Source organism: Vogesella urethralis, from assembly GCF_007644045.2.
Classification (GTDB): Bacteria; Pseudomonadota; Gammaproteobacteria; order Burkholderiales; family Chromobacteriaceae; genus Vogesella; species Vogesella urethralis.
Window position 1 is genome coordinate 14,689 of sequence record NZ_VMDW02000099.1, and the last position, 15,493, is coordinate 30,181.

Annotated in this window: 14 protein-coding genes; 5 read left to right on the plus strand and 9 right to left on the minus strand. The window is 65.3% G+C overall.

The annotated features are described in order from the left end of the window. Nucleotides 1-52: 52 nt before the first annotated feature. From FLQ03_RS12705 to FLQ03_RS12715, 3 genes are all read left to right on the plus strand, one after another. The gene (locus FLQ03_RS12705) at nucleotides 53-544 is read left to right on the plus strand and encodes a DUF4405 domain-containing protein (RefSeq protein WP_144370545.1); all 492 of its coding nucleotides are present in this window, start codon (nucleotides 53-55) and stop codon (nucleotides 542-544) included. Between the two features lie 388 nt (nucleotides 545-932). Then, the gene (locus FLQ03_RS12710) at nucleotides 933-1,739 is read left to right on the plus strand and encodes a pyridoxamine 5'-phosphate oxidase family protein (protein ID WP_144370546.1); all 807 of its coding nucleotides are present in this window, start codon (nucleotides 933-935) and stop codon (nucleotides 1,737-1,739) included. Between the two features lie 349 nt (nucleotides 1,740-2,088). Next, nucleotides 2,089-2,730 (plus strand): hypothetical protein, encoded by a 642-nt coding sequence (locus FLQ03_RS12715; RefSeq protein WP_144370547.1) that lies wholly within the window; start codon nucleotides 2,089-2,091, stop codon nucleotides 2,728-2,730. A gap of 241 nt (nucleotides 2,731-2,971) precedes the next feature. Here FLQ03_RS12715 and FLQ03_RS12720 read toward each other — a convergent pair whose 3' ends face one another. From FLQ03_RS12720 to hutC, 6 genes are all read right to left on the minus strand, one after another. Continuing rightward, on the minus strand, nucleotides 2,972-3,493 hold the full coding sequence (locus tag FLQ03_RS12720) for an REP-associated tyrosine transposase (RefSeq protein WP_144370548.1): 522 nt from the start codon (nucleotides 3,491-3,493) through the stop codon (nucleotides 2,972-2,974). A gap of 377 nt (nucleotides 3,494-3,870) precedes the next feature. Beyond that, nucleotides 3,871-5,406 (minus strand): histidine ammonia-lyase, encoded by a 1,536-nt coding sequence (gene hutH, locus FLQ03_RS12725; protein ID WP_144370549.1) that lies wholly within the window; start codon nucleotides 5,404-5,406, stop codon nucleotides 3,871-3,873. Nucleotides 5,407-5,653: 247 nt separating this feature from the next. Next, nucleotides 5,654-7,342, minus strand: coding sequence for a urocanate hydratase (gene hutU / locus FLQ03_RS12730; protein ID WP_144370550.1), 1,689 nt, complete (start codon nucleotides 7,340-7,342; stop codon nucleotides 5,654-5,656). A 260-nt stretch (nucleotides 7,343-7,602) separates the two neighbouring features. Next, complete coding sequence (gene hutG, locus FLQ03_RS12735) at nucleotides 7,603-8,535, minus strand: formimidoylglutamase (protein ID WP_170252412.1); 933 nt, start codon at nucleotides 8,533-8,535, stop codon at nucleotides 7,603-7,605. 258 nt (nucleotides 8,536-8,793) lie between these two features. Beyond that, nucleotides 8,794-10,029 carry an imidazolonepropionase gene (gene hutI / locus FLQ03_RS12740; RefSeq protein ID WP_144370551.1) on the minus strand — a complete coding sequence of 412 codons (1,236 nt, stop codon included), beginning with the start codon at nucleotides 10,027-10,029 and terminating at the stop codon, nucleotides 8,794-8,796. A gap of 182 nt (nucleotides 10,030-10,211) precedes the next feature. Further along, nucleotides 10,212-10,940, minus strand: coding sequence for a histidine utilization repressor (hutC, locus tag FLQ03_RS12745; protein WP_144370552.1), 729 nt, complete (start codon nucleotides 10,938-10,940; stop codon nucleotides 10,212-10,214). 115 nt (nucleotides 10,941-11,055) lie between these two features. On the opposite strand from hutC, the gene FLQ03_RS12750 reads away from it, so the two are divergent. Together FLQ03_RS12750 and FLQ03_RS12755 are read left to right on the plus strand one after the other, a co-directional pair. Further along, entirely contained in the window at nucleotides 11,056-11,925 is an 870-nt protein-coding gene (locus FLQ03_RS12750) for a D-hexose-6-phosphate mutarotase (protein ID WP_144370553.1), read from the plus strand. Nucleotides 11,926-11,961: 36 nt separating this feature from the next. Continuing rightward, nucleotides 11,962-12,537 carry a hypothetical protein gene (locus FLQ03_RS12755; RefSeq protein ID WP_144370554.1) on the plus strand — a complete coding sequence of 192 codons (576 nt, stop codon included), beginning with the start codon at nucleotides 11,962-11,964 and terminating at the stop codon, nucleotides 12,535-12,537. 72 nt (nucleotides 12,538-12,609) lie between these two features. Here FLQ03_RS12755 and FLQ03_RS12760 read toward each other — a convergent pair whose 3' ends face one another. Genes FLQ03_RS12760 through waaC form a run of 3 tightly spaced genes read right to left on the minus strand, consistent with a single transcriptional unit; the run spans nucleotide 12,610 to nucleotide 15,407 of the window. After that, nucleotides 12,610-13,140, minus strand: a complete 531-nt coding sequence (locus FLQ03_RS12760; RefSeq protein ID WP_144370555.1) for a GNAT family N-acetyltransferase — start codon at nucleotides 13,138-13,140, stop codon at nucleotides 12,610-12,612. 54 nt (nucleotides 13,141-13,194) lie between these two features. Then, nucleotides 13,195-14,448, minus strand: a complete 1,254-nt coding sequence (gene waaA / locus FLQ03_RS12765; RefSeq protein WP_144370556.1) for a lipid IV(A) 3-deoxy-D-manno-octulosonic acid transferase — start codon at nucleotides 14,446-14,448, stop codon at nucleotides 13,195-13,197. After that, a complete protein-coding gene (waaC, locus tag FLQ03_RS12770; protein WP_144370557.1) occupies nucleotides 14,448-15,407 on the minus strand; it encodes a lipopolysaccharide heptosyltransferase I in 960 nt (319 codons plus the stop codon). Before waaC ends, waaA begins: the two co-directional genes overlap by 1 nt. Nucleotides 15,408-15,493 lie beyond the last annotated feature (86 nt).

Sequence of the window (15,493 nt, forward strand, 5' to 3'; positions counted from 1 at the left end):
AAGCTGATGGCATTCCTTATCAAACCAGCCACTGCTTGCAGCAGCCAACAGCATGAAAACCGCCCTTACCCGCCACGCCACCCCATACACCACCGGCCTGTTTCTGGTCTCCTCCGTGTCCGGCGTGGCCTTGTTTTTCCACCTTGGCAGCAACCTGTTCCACAGCATGCACGAATGGCTGAGCATGCTGCTGCTCGTGCCGGTGGGCCTGCATGTGTGGAAAAACTGGGGCGCGCTGCTGACCTACCTGCGCCGCCACACTCTGATGCTGCCATTGCTGTTGTCGCTGGCCGCCGGTATCGCCTTTTCCGTGCCTAGCCTGGGTAGCAGCAGTGGCGGCAACCCGGCGTTCCGCCTCAACAACGCCGCCACCAGCGCACCACTGACCCAGCTGGCGCCGCTGCTGCACAGTAGCCCGGCCGCACTGCAGGCCAAGCTGCAAGCCCGTGGCCTGCAGGTCGCATCGGCCAACGACAGCGTGAAAACCATCGCTGCGGCTAACCATACCGACACCATGGCCGTGCTGGCCGGCTTGATGGAATAGACCTGGGCTTGACGCCCTGCCATAGCCCCCACTCCTGAGAAATCCGCGATATGGTTTGAAGACCGACCGCCACCGCGATGGCTGCCGCACACCCTTGCCGATGGCCGCGAAGTATCGGTACCGGAACTGATCGTCCGTCATCAAGCGCCGGCGCAGCCCGGCTGGCAGCTGCGCTTTGGTGAATGGACGCTCTACCCCGACCACGCCAGCCCCGATGGCATCATGACGGCACTGGCCGACGCCATCAGCGAAATGCACGACCGCATCGCCTATCGCGGCAAGTAAGCACCCGCCCTAGACCGCCACCGAACCGGCTGTGCAAGCAGGTGATATTTATCGAACCAGCGCCTTATACTGCAGCATCACAACCCGGCAAGGAGCGCGCGGCATGAGTCTGGTGAGCTATCTGGGCAAACAGATCCTGGGGGTGCTGGCCTGCTACAAGGCTGGCGGCACCGTCATCCACATCTGCGGCGTCTACCCGCAGCACGACAACCGCCTGCGGCTGTTCTTTCCGCGCGGCCACAGCCTGCAGCCGGGCGAGCTGGCCACCCTGCACCTGGACAACCGCAGCGGCGTGGACGAATACGACGCCGATCTGCGCATCTACCGTGCCTCGTACAAGGGCGTGGTGGAAGCCAGCGATGGCGACTGGGCCATCCTGGCGCCGCGCGAATGCAAGCTGATGCACGGCATGCGCGTGATAGAAGACATCACCGCCGACGGCTACCGCTTCCCCGACGACCCGCGCCCGCTGCAAGCAGTGCCGCCGTCGCCGCTACAGCAGCTACCCGCCATCGCCGGCCGCGACCATCCCAACAAGGTGGGCATACTGGTTACCCAGGCGCCGGAGCAACCGCACACCACGGTGCTGGCGTTCCTGTCCAGCAGCGACGACGACATCTTCCTCATCACCTTCCCGGAAACCTTCAAGTCGCAGCAACTGAAGCGCAACCCGCGCTGCCACTTCGTGATGGACGAACGCGCGTCGTACACCTTCGAACGCGCCATCGAATGGAACTACACCATCATCGAAGGCGACGCCCACCGCATTGCCAACGGCAGCGCGCTGTTCGAAGACGTGCGCCAGGCCTTCATCGACAAAAACCCGTGGGAGCTGCCGTTCTTCATCCGCGAAGACCTGGAGATGTACCACATCCAGCGCCGCGGCCTGCTCTGCCCCGGCGCGGTATAAAGCAGCCACCGGCAACAGCCGCCACAACGACAAGGGCAAGCCTGCCGGCTTGCCCTTGTTTACGTCTGGCTGCGGCCAACGTTGGCTGCAACGTGGCCAGGATAAGGCAGCGGCGCGTCCGGAAAGAGGCGGCGGTGAAAAACGGGCTGCTGATTGCGGTTTGGGTTGGCAACCCCATACGGCTACGCCCTATCCGGGCGAGCGGCAGAAAGCCAACGCACGACGACTGTGGATAAATTCCCGCATACGGCTACGTGTTATCGGGGCGGCAAGTCATGGTTTTTTATAGCGACCCCTGACATCACAACATCATGAAGAGGCAATACCGCCCGTTTCGTGGAGCCTCGCCATGACACCCCATCGCCCCCTCGCCCTTGCCAGCTGCCTGCTGCTGGCTGCCTGTAGCACCGTCAACAGCTACACCTGGCCTTGGCCAGAGAACACCAAGCCCTGCCAAAAAAGCTGCACCCCGGAAGAAAGCATGAAAGCCGTGGCCGACGCCGCCGGCTTTTGCCGGAACGTACAGAACCATTACGAGTTCAAGGACAGCACGCTGGATAACACCCAGGTACTGATCAGCTGGACCGGCGCGCTGGCCGGCAGCGTGGCCGCCCCCATTGCCAAAGGCAGCGCGGTCAAGGCGTGGTCCGGGCTATCCGGCATTACCAACGGCCTGCAGGATTCGCTGAACCGGCAGTACAGCGACACCGTGATGCTGGCCAGGCGAAAAAGCGTGTACGACGCCGCCAGCAAGAACATTGAGAGCATCATCTCCGCACCAGACGACAATGCCAGGGTAAGAGCCGCCATCGCCATGGCCATGGCCTGCGCGCTCAGCAGCGCCAGTATCGACATCAAACTGAACAAGGCCCTGCTGGACGCCGCATCGGCAGCGACCGATGCGGCAAACACGCCCGACGCGGCCACAGGCAAGCCGCAGGCCAAACCGGCAACCACAGCAGGCAAAACCGACGCATCAGCAGCACAGTAATCCCGCAGCCGCAACCGGCCACGGTTGCGGCCAAGCCCTGCCCCGGCGGGTCATTCGGGTGCGGGATACGCCCCTGATACCGCTCGCCCTTTAAGCACTACGCCTTGGTTTTTGAGCAATAGCGCGCGATTCAAGCGCCCCATCCCGTTGGCACGAGCCGGGCAAAAGTGTGCGACCCAGCCCGGTAGGTTGGGTTGAACGCAGCGAAGCCCAACGTTTACCGCGCCTCACGCCCCTGCCCCTACTCATCCAGACCCAACATCACCGCTGCACCCGCCCAATCTGCCGGCAACAAACCCTGACGTACGTAACGGTGAAAACTCGAAAACGCCCAATCGGCTACGCACCGGACATAGCCATGCTTCACCGGGTTGAAATGCAGGTAATCCACATGCGCCTGTAAATCGGCCTCGTCCCTGATCTGGTGTTCCCAATAGCGGCGCTGCCAGATACCACGTTCGCGCTTGGCAAGGCGGCTGTCGCGGATACATTCGGTTTTGGACAGGCTGCGTGAAAATGCGGACTTGATCAGCCCCCAGCGTAGCGGGTAATCGGCATCGCGAGGCGGTAGCGTCCAGATGGCGTGCAGATGGTCCGGTAACACCACCATGGCTATTATCTCGAACGGATGACGGCTGCGTGTCTGCCTGACGGCATGTCGCAAAACATCAATATGGCGAGTCAGGTAATCTTCGCGGCGGTCAGCCAGATTGACGGTAAAGAACCAGGTACCCCCCGCTAATGCAGAACGCCGATAACGCATGTCTGCCTCCGTGCTAGGCGCGGTGAATGTTGGGCTTCGCTACGCTCAGCACCAACCTGCAAGCCATACTTTTGTCTTGCATCCCTAGTGACATCGGGATGCGGCCAACACTAGCCGTATTCTGCTAACCGCTTACCGCACATCGCCGGCTCAGCCAACCCGGATGCGGCGGCGCCTTAGCCGGGCGATGGCTTGTGCGCGGTAAACGTTGGGCTTCGCTGCGCTCAGCGCCAACCTACAAGCCACAAGCCACAAGCCACAAGCCACAAGCCACAAGCCAACATCATACACACCGCCCATGACAAAAGGGCAAGCCCGCAGGCTTGCCCTTGTTTACGTCTGGTTGCGGCCAACCTTGGCCGCATTCCGCTATCCGACTACAGCGACGGCAGCAGGCCGGGGATGGCGAAGCGGTTGTACTCGGCGCGCTGGATCAGGGCGCAGGCTTTTTCGATGTCGGGCGCAAAGTAGCGGTCCTTGTCGTAGAAGCTTACCTGTTCACGCAGCACGGCCTTGGCGTCTTCCAGCGCGTCGGCGGCCTTGTTCGGGGCGCGGAAGTCCACGCCCTGGCAGGCGGCCAGCAGCTCTACCGCCAGGATGCCGGCGGTGTTGTCGGCCATGTCGCGCAGGCGGCGGCCGGCGAAGGTGGCCATCGACACGTGGTCTTCCTGGTTGGCGCTGGTGGGCAGGCTGTCTACCGAGGCCGGGTGGGCCAGCGACTTGTTCTCGGACGCCAGTGCGGCGCCGGTAACCTGGGCGATCATGAAGCCGGAGTTCACGCCGCCGTTGTTCACCAGGAACGGGGGCAGCTTGGACAGGTTGCTGTCGATCAGCAGCGCCATGCGGCGTTCGGACAGCGAACCGATTTCGGCAATGGCCAGCGCCAGGTTGTCGGCGGCAAACGCTACCGGCTCGGCGTGGAAGTTGCCGCCGGACAGGATGTCGTTATCGTCGGCAAACACCAGCGGGTTGTCGGATACCGAGTTGGCTTCCACCAGCAGCACTTCGGAAGACTGGCGGATTTGCGTCAGGCAAGCGCCCATCACTTGCGGCTGGCAGCGCAGGCTGTACGGGTCTTGTACCTTGCCGCAGTTGGCGTGGCTGTCGGCGATTTGCGAGCCGGCACCCAGCAGCGCGCGGTATTGCGCGGCGGCGTCGATCTGGCCTTTGTGGCCGCGTACCTGGTGGATGCGGTCGTCGAACGGGGTGCGGCTGCCCTGGGCGGCTTCTACCGACATGGCACCGGCCACCGAGGCGGCCACGTACAGGTCTTCGGCGGCAAACAGGCCTTCCAGCGCAAAGGCGGTGGACGCCTGGGTGCCGTTCAGCAGGGCCAGGCCTTCTTTCGGGGCCAGGGTAATCGGCTCCAGGCCGGCGCTGCGCATGGCCACGGCGCCCGGTACGCGTACGCCGTCCACAAAGGCTTCGCCTTCGCCGATCAGCACCGCGCTCATGTGCGACAGCGGGGCCAGGTCGCCGGAGGCGCCGACGGAGCCCTTCTGCGGAATCACCGGGTAGATGCCCTTGTTGAACAGGGTGATCATCGCGTCCAGCACCAGGCGGCGGATGCCGGAGAAACCGCGCGACAGCGAGTTGATCTTCAGTGCCATCACCAGGCGCACGGTGCTGTCCTGCATCGGCTCGCCGATACCGGCGGCGTGCGACAGCACGATGGAGCGCTGCAGCAGCTCCAGTTCGTCGGCGGCGATCTTGGTGTTGGCCAGCAGGCCAAAGCCGGTGTTGATGCCGTATACGGTGCGGTTTTCGGCCAGCACGCGCGCCACGGTGGCGGCAGAGGCGTCGATGGCGGCGTGGGCGGCCGGGTCCAGCGCCAGCTGGATGGCCGGGTTGCGGGCGATCTGGCGCAGTTGGGCCAGGGTGAGCTTGCCCGGGGTAATGGTGATGGTGGTCATGGTGGTACCTTTTTCTGTCGGCCACGAAAACCACGAAAAAACACAGACAAGACCTTATTTGGCCACCCGTAGGATGGGTGAAGCGCAACGCAACCCATCGCAATCGCAGTGGCAGACGGTGTGATGGGTTACGGGGCTAGCCCCTCCACCCATCCTACGCATTCAAAAAGTCCTGTACGTACCCTTTCGTGGTTTTCGTGGCAAAAATTCTGGCCCCTGCGGCCAAGGTTGGCCGCAGGGTACGGGTTTACTTGATCATCGGCAGTTTGAGGCCAAAGCGCTTGGCGGCGGCCACGGCTTGCTCGTAACCGGCGTCGGCATGGCGCATTACGCCGCTGCCGCAGTCATTCACCAGCACGCGGGCCAGGCGCTCGGCGGCGGCGTCGCTGCCGTCAGCCACGATCACCATGCCGGAGTGCTGCGAGTAGCCCATGCCCACGCCGCCACCGTGGTGCAGCGATACCCAGCTGGCACCGCCGGCGGTGTTCAGCAGCGCGTTCAGCAGCGGCCAGTCGGATACGGCGTCGGTGCCGTCCTTCATGGCTTCGGTTTCGCGGTTCGGGCTGGCAACCGAGCCGGTGTCCAGGTGGTCGCGGCCGATGACGATCGGCGCTTTCAGCTCGCCGTTCTTCACCATTTCGTTGAATGCCAGGCCAGCGAGGTGACGCTCGCCCAGGCCCAGCCAACAGATGCGCGCCGGCAGGCCCTGGAAGCTGATGCGCTCGCGCGCCATGTCCAGCCAGCGGTGGGTGTGCTTGTTGTCCGGGAACAGTTCCTTGATCTTGGCGTCGGTCTTGTAGATGTCTTCCGGGTCGCCGGACAGCGCTACCCAGCGGAACGGGCCCTTGCCTTCGCAGAACAGCGGGCGGATGTAGGCCGGCACAAAGCCCGGGAAGTCGAAAGCGTTGGCCACGCCCTGGTCGAACGCCACCTGGCGGATGTTGTTGCCGTAATCGACGGTGGGGATGCCCATGGCCTGGAAGTCCAGCATGGCCTGTACGTGCACGGCGCAGCTCTTGGCGGCTTCGGCGGTCAGGCGGGCGTGCAGTTCCGGCTTGGTCTGCGCGTCTTTCCATTGCTCGACGGTCCAGCCCAGCGGCAGGTAGCCGTTGATCAGGTCGTGGGCGGAGGTCTGGTCGGTCACCAGGTCGGGCTTGATGCCGCCGGCCTGGGCGCGGCGTACCAGCTCCGGCAGTACCTCGGCGGCGTTACCCAGCAGCGCGATGGACACGGCTTCCTTGCGCGCGGTGTGTTCCTTGATCAGTTCCAGCGCGTGGTCGATGTCGCGCGCTTGCTTGTCCACGTAGCGGGTACGCAGGCGGAAGTCGATGCTGCTCTGCTGGCATTCGATGTTCAGCGAGCAGGCACCGGCCAGCGTGGCGGCCAACGGCTGGGCGCCGCCCATGCCGCCGAGGCCGGCGGTGAGGATCCAGCGGCCGGACAGGTCGTTGTTGTAGTGCTGGCGGCCGGCTTCGACGAAGGTTTCGAAGGTGCCTTGCACGATGCCCTGGCTACCGATGTAGATCCAGCTGCCGGCGGTCATCTGGCCGTACATGAACAGGCCTTTGCGGTCCAGCTCGTTGAAGTGGTCCCAGTTGGCCCATTTCGGTACCAGGTTGGAGTTGGCAATCAGCACGCGCGGGGCGTTGGCGTGGGTCTTGAACACGCCTACCGGCTTGCCGGACTGCACCAGCAGGGTTTCGTCTTCGTTCAGCTCTTTGAGGCTGGCCAGGATCTGGTCGAAGCACTCCCAGTTACGCGCCGCACGGCCGATGCCGCCGTACACCACCAGACCTTGCGGGTTTTCCGCCACGTCCGGGTCCAGGTTGTTCTGGATCATGCGGAAGGCCGCTTCGGCGATCCAGTTCTTGCAATGCAGGTCGCTGCCGTGCGGGGCACGGATAACACGGGAAGCATCAAAACGCGGGTCGTTCATGGGAGTCTCTCCTCTAAAAATCTGTGTTGGCCGCGAAAGCACGCTAAAAGCCTGTTTTAGCCACGAAAGTACGGCAAAGGCCTGTTTCAGCCACGAAAGCACACGAAAAACACGGACGGAACCAGCTTGTTTTCCATCGCCGGCCGAATTGGCAGACGGGCGATATCGCATGGCGGGATGTGGTGGTGTTTAGTCGTTTTCGAGGCCGATAGCCTGTTACGTTTTCCGTGCCTTTCGTGTGTTTTCGTGGCGAGAAAATATCAACGGCGCAGCTGGCGGGTAATGCCCCAGGCCAGGCGGGCGGCGGCTTTGGCGCCGTGGCTGTCCTGATCGAAAGCGGGGTTGAATTCCACCAGGTCGGCGCCGATCAGCTTGCCGCTGCGCGCCAGCTTGGCCACCAGCGCGTCCACCACGGCGATGTCCACGCCGTAACCGGCCGGCGCCGACACCGCCGGCATTTGCGCGGCGGGCAGCACGTCCAGGTCGATGGTGAGGTACACCGCGTCCACGCTATCGACGAACTCGGCCAGCTGCTGGCGCGCTTCGGCCAGGTGCCACGGCGTCATGTCGCTGTCCAGCCGCCATTCGGCGCCCAGGCGGGCGGCGGTATCGAACAGCGCACGGGTGTTGGCGGTTTCGGCCACGCCCAGGCACAGGTAGCGGAACGGCTGGCCCAGCGTGTGGCAGGCCGCCGCGATCTGCGCAAACGGCGTGCCGCTGGTGGCGGTGTCGGCCTGGCGCAGGTCGAAATGGGCGTCGAAGTTGACGATGCCAATGCGCTTGCCGGCGTGGGCGCGGGCCAGGCCCAGCCAGTGGCCGTAGGCGGTTTCGTGGCCGCCACCCAGTACCAGCGGCAGATGGCCGGCTTGCACGATGGCGCTGACGGCTGCGGCCAACCTTTCGTGCGCGGCGTCCAGGTCACCGTCGTCACAGCGCACAGTGCCGGCGTCGTACAGCGGCAGCGTCGGGTGCCAGGCTAGGTTGGCCAGCGCACGGCGCAGCGCCAGCGGGCCGTCCACGGCGCCGGTACGGCCCTGGTTGCGGCGCACGCCTTCGTCGCAGGCAAAGCCGAGGATGGCAATGCCGGGCGCGGCGCCCGCGGCCAGCGGCTGTACCGCCTGGTGCCAGCGACGGGCGGCGTCGCCTTCGGCGGCGTCGACGCGGCCGGTCCACATGCTTATGTCTATCGTCATTTGAAAATCCTTTTTGCCATGAAGGCGTAAAACCTGTTCTGGCCACGAAACCCGCGAAAAACACGAAAATGATTTAAAACGCTATGTCTCAAGGAAACAGTGGAAAACCCAAGTGCTTTTAACTGCACGGCGTTGCCATGCTTTTTACTTTTCTTGTTTCCGTGTTTTCCGTGTGTTTCCGTGGCCAAAAATAATTTTATCTTTCGTGTTTTTTCGTGGTTTTCGTGGCAAAAGCGCTGTTGCCTTTTCTAGCCCGGTCTAATCAATGTGCTGCACCGCACCCCGGAACACGCGCTGCTTCAGCGGGTTGGTGCCCAGGCCGTACACGATTTCGGCCGGGTGCTCGATGTCCCACAGCAGCAGGTCGGCCACGCAGCCGGCGGCCAACTTACCGTGGCTGTGGCCGCGCCCCAGCGCCTGCGCGGCGTGGCGGGTGGCGCCCAGCAGCGCTTCTTCCGGCGTCAGGCCGAACAGCACGCAGGCCTGGTTCATCGCCAGCCGCAGCGAGGCAAACGGGCTGGTGCCGGGGTTGAGGTCGGTGGACACCGCCATCGCCACACCGGCCGCGCGCAATTTGTCTACCGGCGGTTTCTGCGTTTCGCGCAGGAAGTAGTAGGCCCCGGGCAGCAGTACCGCCACGGTGCCGGCCTGCGCCATGGCGGCCACGCCGGCGTCGTCCAGGTATTCGATATGGTCGGCCGACAAGCCGCCACACTCGGCCACCAGCGCGGCGCCGTGCAGGTTGGACAGCTGCTCGACGTGGCCTTTCAGCTGCAAACCGTGGGCGCGGGCGGCGTCGAACACGCGGCGGGTTTGCGCCGGTGAAAAACCGACCCCTTCGCAGAACACGTCCACCGCTTCGGCCAGGCCTTCGGCAGCGGCGGCCGGCAGGATGGTGTGGCATACGTAATCGATATAGGCGTCGGCCTGGCCGGCGTACTCCGGCGGCAGCGCGTGCGCCGACAGCAGCGTGGTGGCCACTTCTACCGGCAGCGCAGCGGCCAGACGGCGCGCGGCGCGCAGTTGCTTCAGCTCGTCGGCCAGCGTCAGGCCGTAGCCGGACTTGATCTCGACGGTGGTAACGCCTTCCTTCATCAGCGCTTTCAGGCGCGGCAGGCTGGCCAGCGCCAGCTCGTCTTCGTCCAGGCTGCGGGTGGCGCGCACGGTGGAAATGATGCCGCCGCCTTCGGCCGCGATTTGCTGGTACGGCACGCCGGTGAGGCGTTTTTCCCATTCGGCGGCGCGGTTGCCGCCGTACACCAGGTGAGTGTGGCAATCCACCAGGCCGGGGGTGAGCCAGCGCCCTTGCGCGTCGTGCACGCTACCGGCCTGGCCGAAAGCCTGCAGCGCCTGGGCTTGCGGCAGCACGGCGTGGATGCGGCCATCCTTCAGCCATAGCGCGTGGCCTTCCAGCGCGCCGTACGGCGCGGGGTTGGCCGCATCACAGGTGGCGAGGCGGGCGTTGATCCACAAGGACTGGTCGGGCTGGTGCATGGTGAAATCCGGTTGCGCGATTAATTGTATATACATTTAGACCATGCACGCTGCCACGTCAAGCAGCTTTTATTGCCGCGCCGCAGCAATACCGGCATGCCAACGCGTAAAAAACCCATAAAAAACAACAGGCCACGTCAAAACGTGGCCTGTGGCGGGGTGTGGCTTAAATGTATATACAATTACGTTTTGCGTACCCGCGTCTGCGAGCGCAGCTTGTACTTGCTGCCGGGGTGCAGCAGGCGGGCAAAGCTGACCAGGTGCTTGCCGGACCAGGTACGGCGCAGCACACGCAGGCACGGCTCCGGCAGCGCCAGCGCCAGCAGCTGCTGTTCGTCGGCGCCAGGCAGTACCGCTTCTACCGTGTGTTCCACGTCGGTGAGCGGGCAGGTGCGCATCAGGTAGGCGTTGGGGGTTTCCTGCTCGAAAGCCTGCGCCAGGTAGTCGGGCGCCCACTGCGGGTTCACGTAGCGGTCTTCGATCTGGATCGGGCTGTCGTCTTCGTGGTGCACGATCAGCGAGTGAAACACCACCGCACCGGCAGCCATGCCCAGGCGCAGCGCCACTTCCTCGCTGGACGGCTCGGCGCGGGCAAACAGCACCTGGGCGCGGTAGGCGTGGCCGCGCAGCGCGATTTCTTCGGCGATATTGTTGACGTCCAGCAGCGGCGACTCGGCCTTGCGCTCGGCGACGTAGGTGCCGTCACCTGCGTAACGCAGCAGCACGCCGGCCTCGGCCAGGTCGCGGATGGCCTTGTTGACCGTCATGCGCGACACGCCGAACTGGCGCGCCAGCTCCACTTCGGGCGGAATCTTGGCACCGGGGGCGAAGGTACGCTGCTTGATGCCGTCGAGGATAAAGTCGCGGATACGCAGGTAATGGGGCTTGGCGGCGGGTTTGGGCGTGCTCATGCCGTGATTGTAACGCGGCACTGGTCAAAGCGCTTGGCAGCGGTTAGCTTAGAGCCGAATGGCATGCATGCACGCATGCCTGGCCTGCTTCCCTACCCTTACCGATGGAATCGCCATGAGTCATCCCGTACACCCCGACCTGTTACCCGCTGGCGTACGCGCCATCGAACTGGCCCCCGGCGTACCCGGCCTGGCCTTTACCCACCCGGCGTTCAGCGCCAGCCTCAGCCTGTACGGCGGCCAGTTGCTGGGTTTTACCCCGCACGGCGGCCAACCCCTGTTTTACCTGTCGCCGGCCGCCATACTGCAGCCTGGTAAAGCCATTCGCGGCGGTGTGCCGCTGTGTTGGCCATGGTTCGGCAAGCACGCTAGCGATGCCAGCCTGCCGCAGCACGGCGTGGCGCGTACCGCGCAATGGACGGTGAATGCCGTGGCGCGCAGCGAGCGCGGGTTTCACGTGAAACTGAACGGCCCGCGCTACGGCGAGCTGTCGTCCAGCCTTAGCCTGGTACTGGAAGACAACGGCGTCAGCCTGGCGCTGACCACCCGCAACCACGGTAAAACCAGCGCCAGCGTCAGCGCCGCGCTGCACAGTTACATCGCGGTAGGCGACCTGCGCCAGGTGGCGCTGAGCGGCCTGGAAAACGCCGCCTGCCACGACAAGCTGACCGACACCCACGGCACGCTGCCGGCCACGCCGTGGCGTTTCGCGGCGGCCACCGACGCCGTGGTCAGCAGCGGCGCGGCGCTACAGTTGCACGATGAAGCCTGGCAACGCACGCTGGCGATCAGCAGCAGCGGCTCGGCCAGCACCGTGGTGTGGACGCCGTGGCAAAGCGGTGCCGCCGCCCTGGCCGACCTGCCGGACGACGGCTGGCAGCACTTTTTGTGCGTGGAAGCGGCCAACGCCGGTGCCGACCGTCGCGACATCGCCGCCGGCGACAGCCACACGCTGGCCCAGCATTTGCGCCTGCAGCAGGTATAATCGGCGCTTTACCGCCGCTGTGTTGACGAGTACCGCATGATTCAACCCGACCGACTGGACCGCTTCTTTCCGATCAAGTACCCCAATGGCAATACCGTCAGCCGCTTTGCCAAGCACTGCCCGCACTGCAAGCAGCTGGTGAAGGCGTCGGCCATGGAAGGCATGGCGCTGCTGCTGCAGGACAAGGTGTTCGTGCTGGCCGAAGCACGCTGCCCGCAATGCCAGCACGGCTTTACCGTGAAGTGCGTGATCGACGAGCACAAGCAGGTGCACCCGGTGGGCCTGCCGTCCTTCCTGTACCGCCTGATGCTGCAGTGGGGGGCGCGCAAGCAGGTGCACACCTTCCGCCAGCAAGCAGAATGGCGGATGGCGCAGCAAGCCGCCGACGCCGCCGAGGCGGCGCAGCCGGCGGGCACCCAGCTGCCGGACAGCGCGCTGGTGCAGAAGTCGGAAGACATCCTGGGTAATTTCATGGGGCAGCCGATCCACGCCTGGATCCTGCACAACGGCCAGCGGCTGGTGTACGACCGTGCCGTGCCGCCGGGCGGGCAGTTCCGGCTGGCGGCAAACGAGGTGCTGTTCGACAACCGCCTGATTTATCGCCCGGCCTGATCGCCGGCGCCGCAACAAAAAACCCCGTCAGCTTGTGGCGGGGTTGTGTTTTTGGCGCGCTGGCAGCGGGGGTCAGTTCAGCCGGATGCGGTACAGGCAGGCGTCGTCGTCGTCACCGCCATCCACCATGCCCAGGCGCTGGCACAAGCGCCTGGCGGCCAGGTTGGCCGCGTCGGTGCGGGCAAACACCTCCTGCGCGCCGTACGGGCCGAAAGCCAGGCTCAGCACGCTGTCCATTGCTTCGGTATACAGCCCGATGCCCAGCCAGTCCGGGTGCCCCCAGAATCCCAGCTCCCAGCAGTGTGCGCTGCGCAGATGCAGCTCGGCACAGCCGACGACCTCGTCGCCCATCCATAACAGCGCGATCTTGTCCTGCCCTTGCGACCACACCAGCGCCACCCGCTGGCACCAGGCCTCGCTGGCGTGCACATCCTGCGGCGCCTGCGCCCACGGCAAGCTGTCCGGAAAGCGCCGCAACAAGGGCAGGCTGGCTTCGATCGCCGCCAACAAGGCGGCACCGTCACCCGGCTGTGGTGCCGCCAACCTCAGGCGTGGCGTGTGGTAGCCGTCCAGCAAGGGGTCGGCCAAGGCTAACGGTTTCATGCATCCTCCCGACCCTGATGTACAGGGCAACGCTACGGGTGGGCAACGGCGGGATCAGCCGCCGTCCAGCACCGCGGCCACCAGCGTGGCAATGCGTTCGCTGGCGCCTTGGTGGGCGCGGGTAAAAGCCAGGCCGGCCTCGCGCATGCGCTGGCGCGCGGCGCTATCGGCCAGCAGCTGCAAGGCGCTGGCCACCAGCTGCGGCGCGTCGGCCACCTGCTGCGCGGCGCCGGCCTGCAAGGCCAGCGCGCTGGCCTCGGCAAAATTATAGGTGGATGGCCCCAGGAGTACAGGGACGCCGACGCTGGCCGGCTCGATCAGGTTTTGCGCGCCGAAATCCAGCAGCGAACCGCCGACAAAGGCCACGTCAGCGGCGGCGTAGTAAGCAAACAGCTCGCCCATGCTATCGCCCACCCATACCTGGGTATCGGCGGCCACTGCGGCCTGATCGCTGCGGCGCTGCACAGCAAAACCGCGGTCTGCGGCCAACTGCGCCACCTCGGCAAAACGTTCCGGGTGCCGTGGCACCAACACCAGCAAGGCTGGCTGCGGGCCGGCAGCGCGCCAGGCGTCCAGAATCAGCGCTTCTTCGCCATCGCGGGTGCTGGCGCACACCCACACCGGGCGCTGGCCGATCGCGGTGCGGAACGCCTCGCCCAGCGCCAGCTTGTCGGCCGGCGGCGTGAAATCGTACTTGGTACTGCCGCACACCTGCGGCGCCGGCGTGCCCAATGCGGCCAACCTTGCCGCGTCAGCGGGGCTTTGCGCCGCCACCGCGTTCAGGCGTTGCAGCGCCGGGCGTACCAGGCGGGTAATGCGGCGGTAACCGGCGGCCGATTTTTCCGACAGCCGCGCGTTCACCAGCAGCACCGGCACATCGGCGTCGCGGCAGGCGTGAATCATCGCCGGCCAGATTTCGGTTTCCATCAACAGTAGGCAAGCCGGCTGCGCGGCGGCGACAAAGCGGCGCATCCAGCGCAGGTTGTCGTACGGCAGGTAGTGCACTTGGGCGTCGGGGTACAGCTCCTGGGCGATGGCGCGGCCGGTGGGCGTCATCTGGGTAATCAGCAGGCTGGCCTGTGGATAACGCGCGCGTAGCGCTTTCACCAGCGGCAACGCGGCGCGGGTTTCGCCCACCGATACCGCGTGCAGCCAGATCTGCTGCCCGCGTGGCTGCGGCAGGCTGCGGCCGAAGCGCTCGTCCCAGTGCGCCAGATACGCAGGCGCCTGGCGGGCGCGTTTTTTCAGGTAACGCTTGATCAGCGGCGTCAGCAACGGCCACAGCGCGGAGTACAGGCGCAGCAGCATCAGGCCGCCCCCCGCACACGCGCCAGCAAGGCCAGCACCGCGTCTACCGGCGGGATCTCCCCTGCCCGGCCGATGTTGGCCGCACGCGCGGTTTCCACCACGCCGGTCAGCGCCGGGTCGGTGTCGGTATAGATGGCCACCAGCGGCACGTCCAGCGCGTTGGCCAGATGGGTCAGGCCGGTATCCACCCCCACCACCGCCGAAGCGTGGCCCAGCAGGGCGGCAGCCTCACGCAGCGGCATGCGCGGTGCCACCAGCGCGCCCGGCATGGCGGCGGCCAGCCGTTGCGCCCGTGCCTGCTCGCTAGCGTTGCCCCACGGCAGTACCGCGTACAAGCCTTGCGCTGCCAGCTCGGCGGCCAGCGCCAGCCAGTGCGGTTCCGGCCACAGCTTGCTGTCGCGGCTGGTGGCGTGCAGCAGCACCACGTAGGCACCGGCCGGCAGCCAGCCCAGGCGGTGGCCGGCACGGATGCCAAACACCGGCGCACCGGCCACTTCATAACCGAACGCCGCCGCAAACAGGCGGCGGTTGCGTTCGATGGCGGAAAGCTGGCGGCTCACGGCGTAATGCCGTTCGTAAAACCGCGCCGCCAGCGGTTCGCGGATGCTGGCCGCGTCGTAGCCGGCCAGCGGACCGTTGGCCAGCCAGCCGGGCAGCGCACTTTTCAACAAGCCCTGTGCGTCCAGCACCAAGTCCCAGCGCGTGCCTTGCAGTGCATGCTTCAGCGTTGCCATCTGCTGCCAGGTCTCGCGCGCCAGCAAATGCTTGCGCCAGCGGCGCCAGGCGATGGGCAGCGTGGCCTGTACCTGCGGGTGCAGGCCGGGGATATCCACAAACGCTTCTTCGGCCAGCCAGGTAATACGGGTGTCGGGCTGGTGTTGCGCCAGCTCGGTCAGCGCCGGCCAGGTGTGGATAAGGTCGCCCATCGACGATGTGCGCAGCAGGAGGACATTTTTCATGCGCGGAATTTTACGGCTGCCCCTGTGGTTAACCAAGTAAAATCGCCGCGACCCGAATGTGGATAAAGCGCTGTGGATAAGCAAGC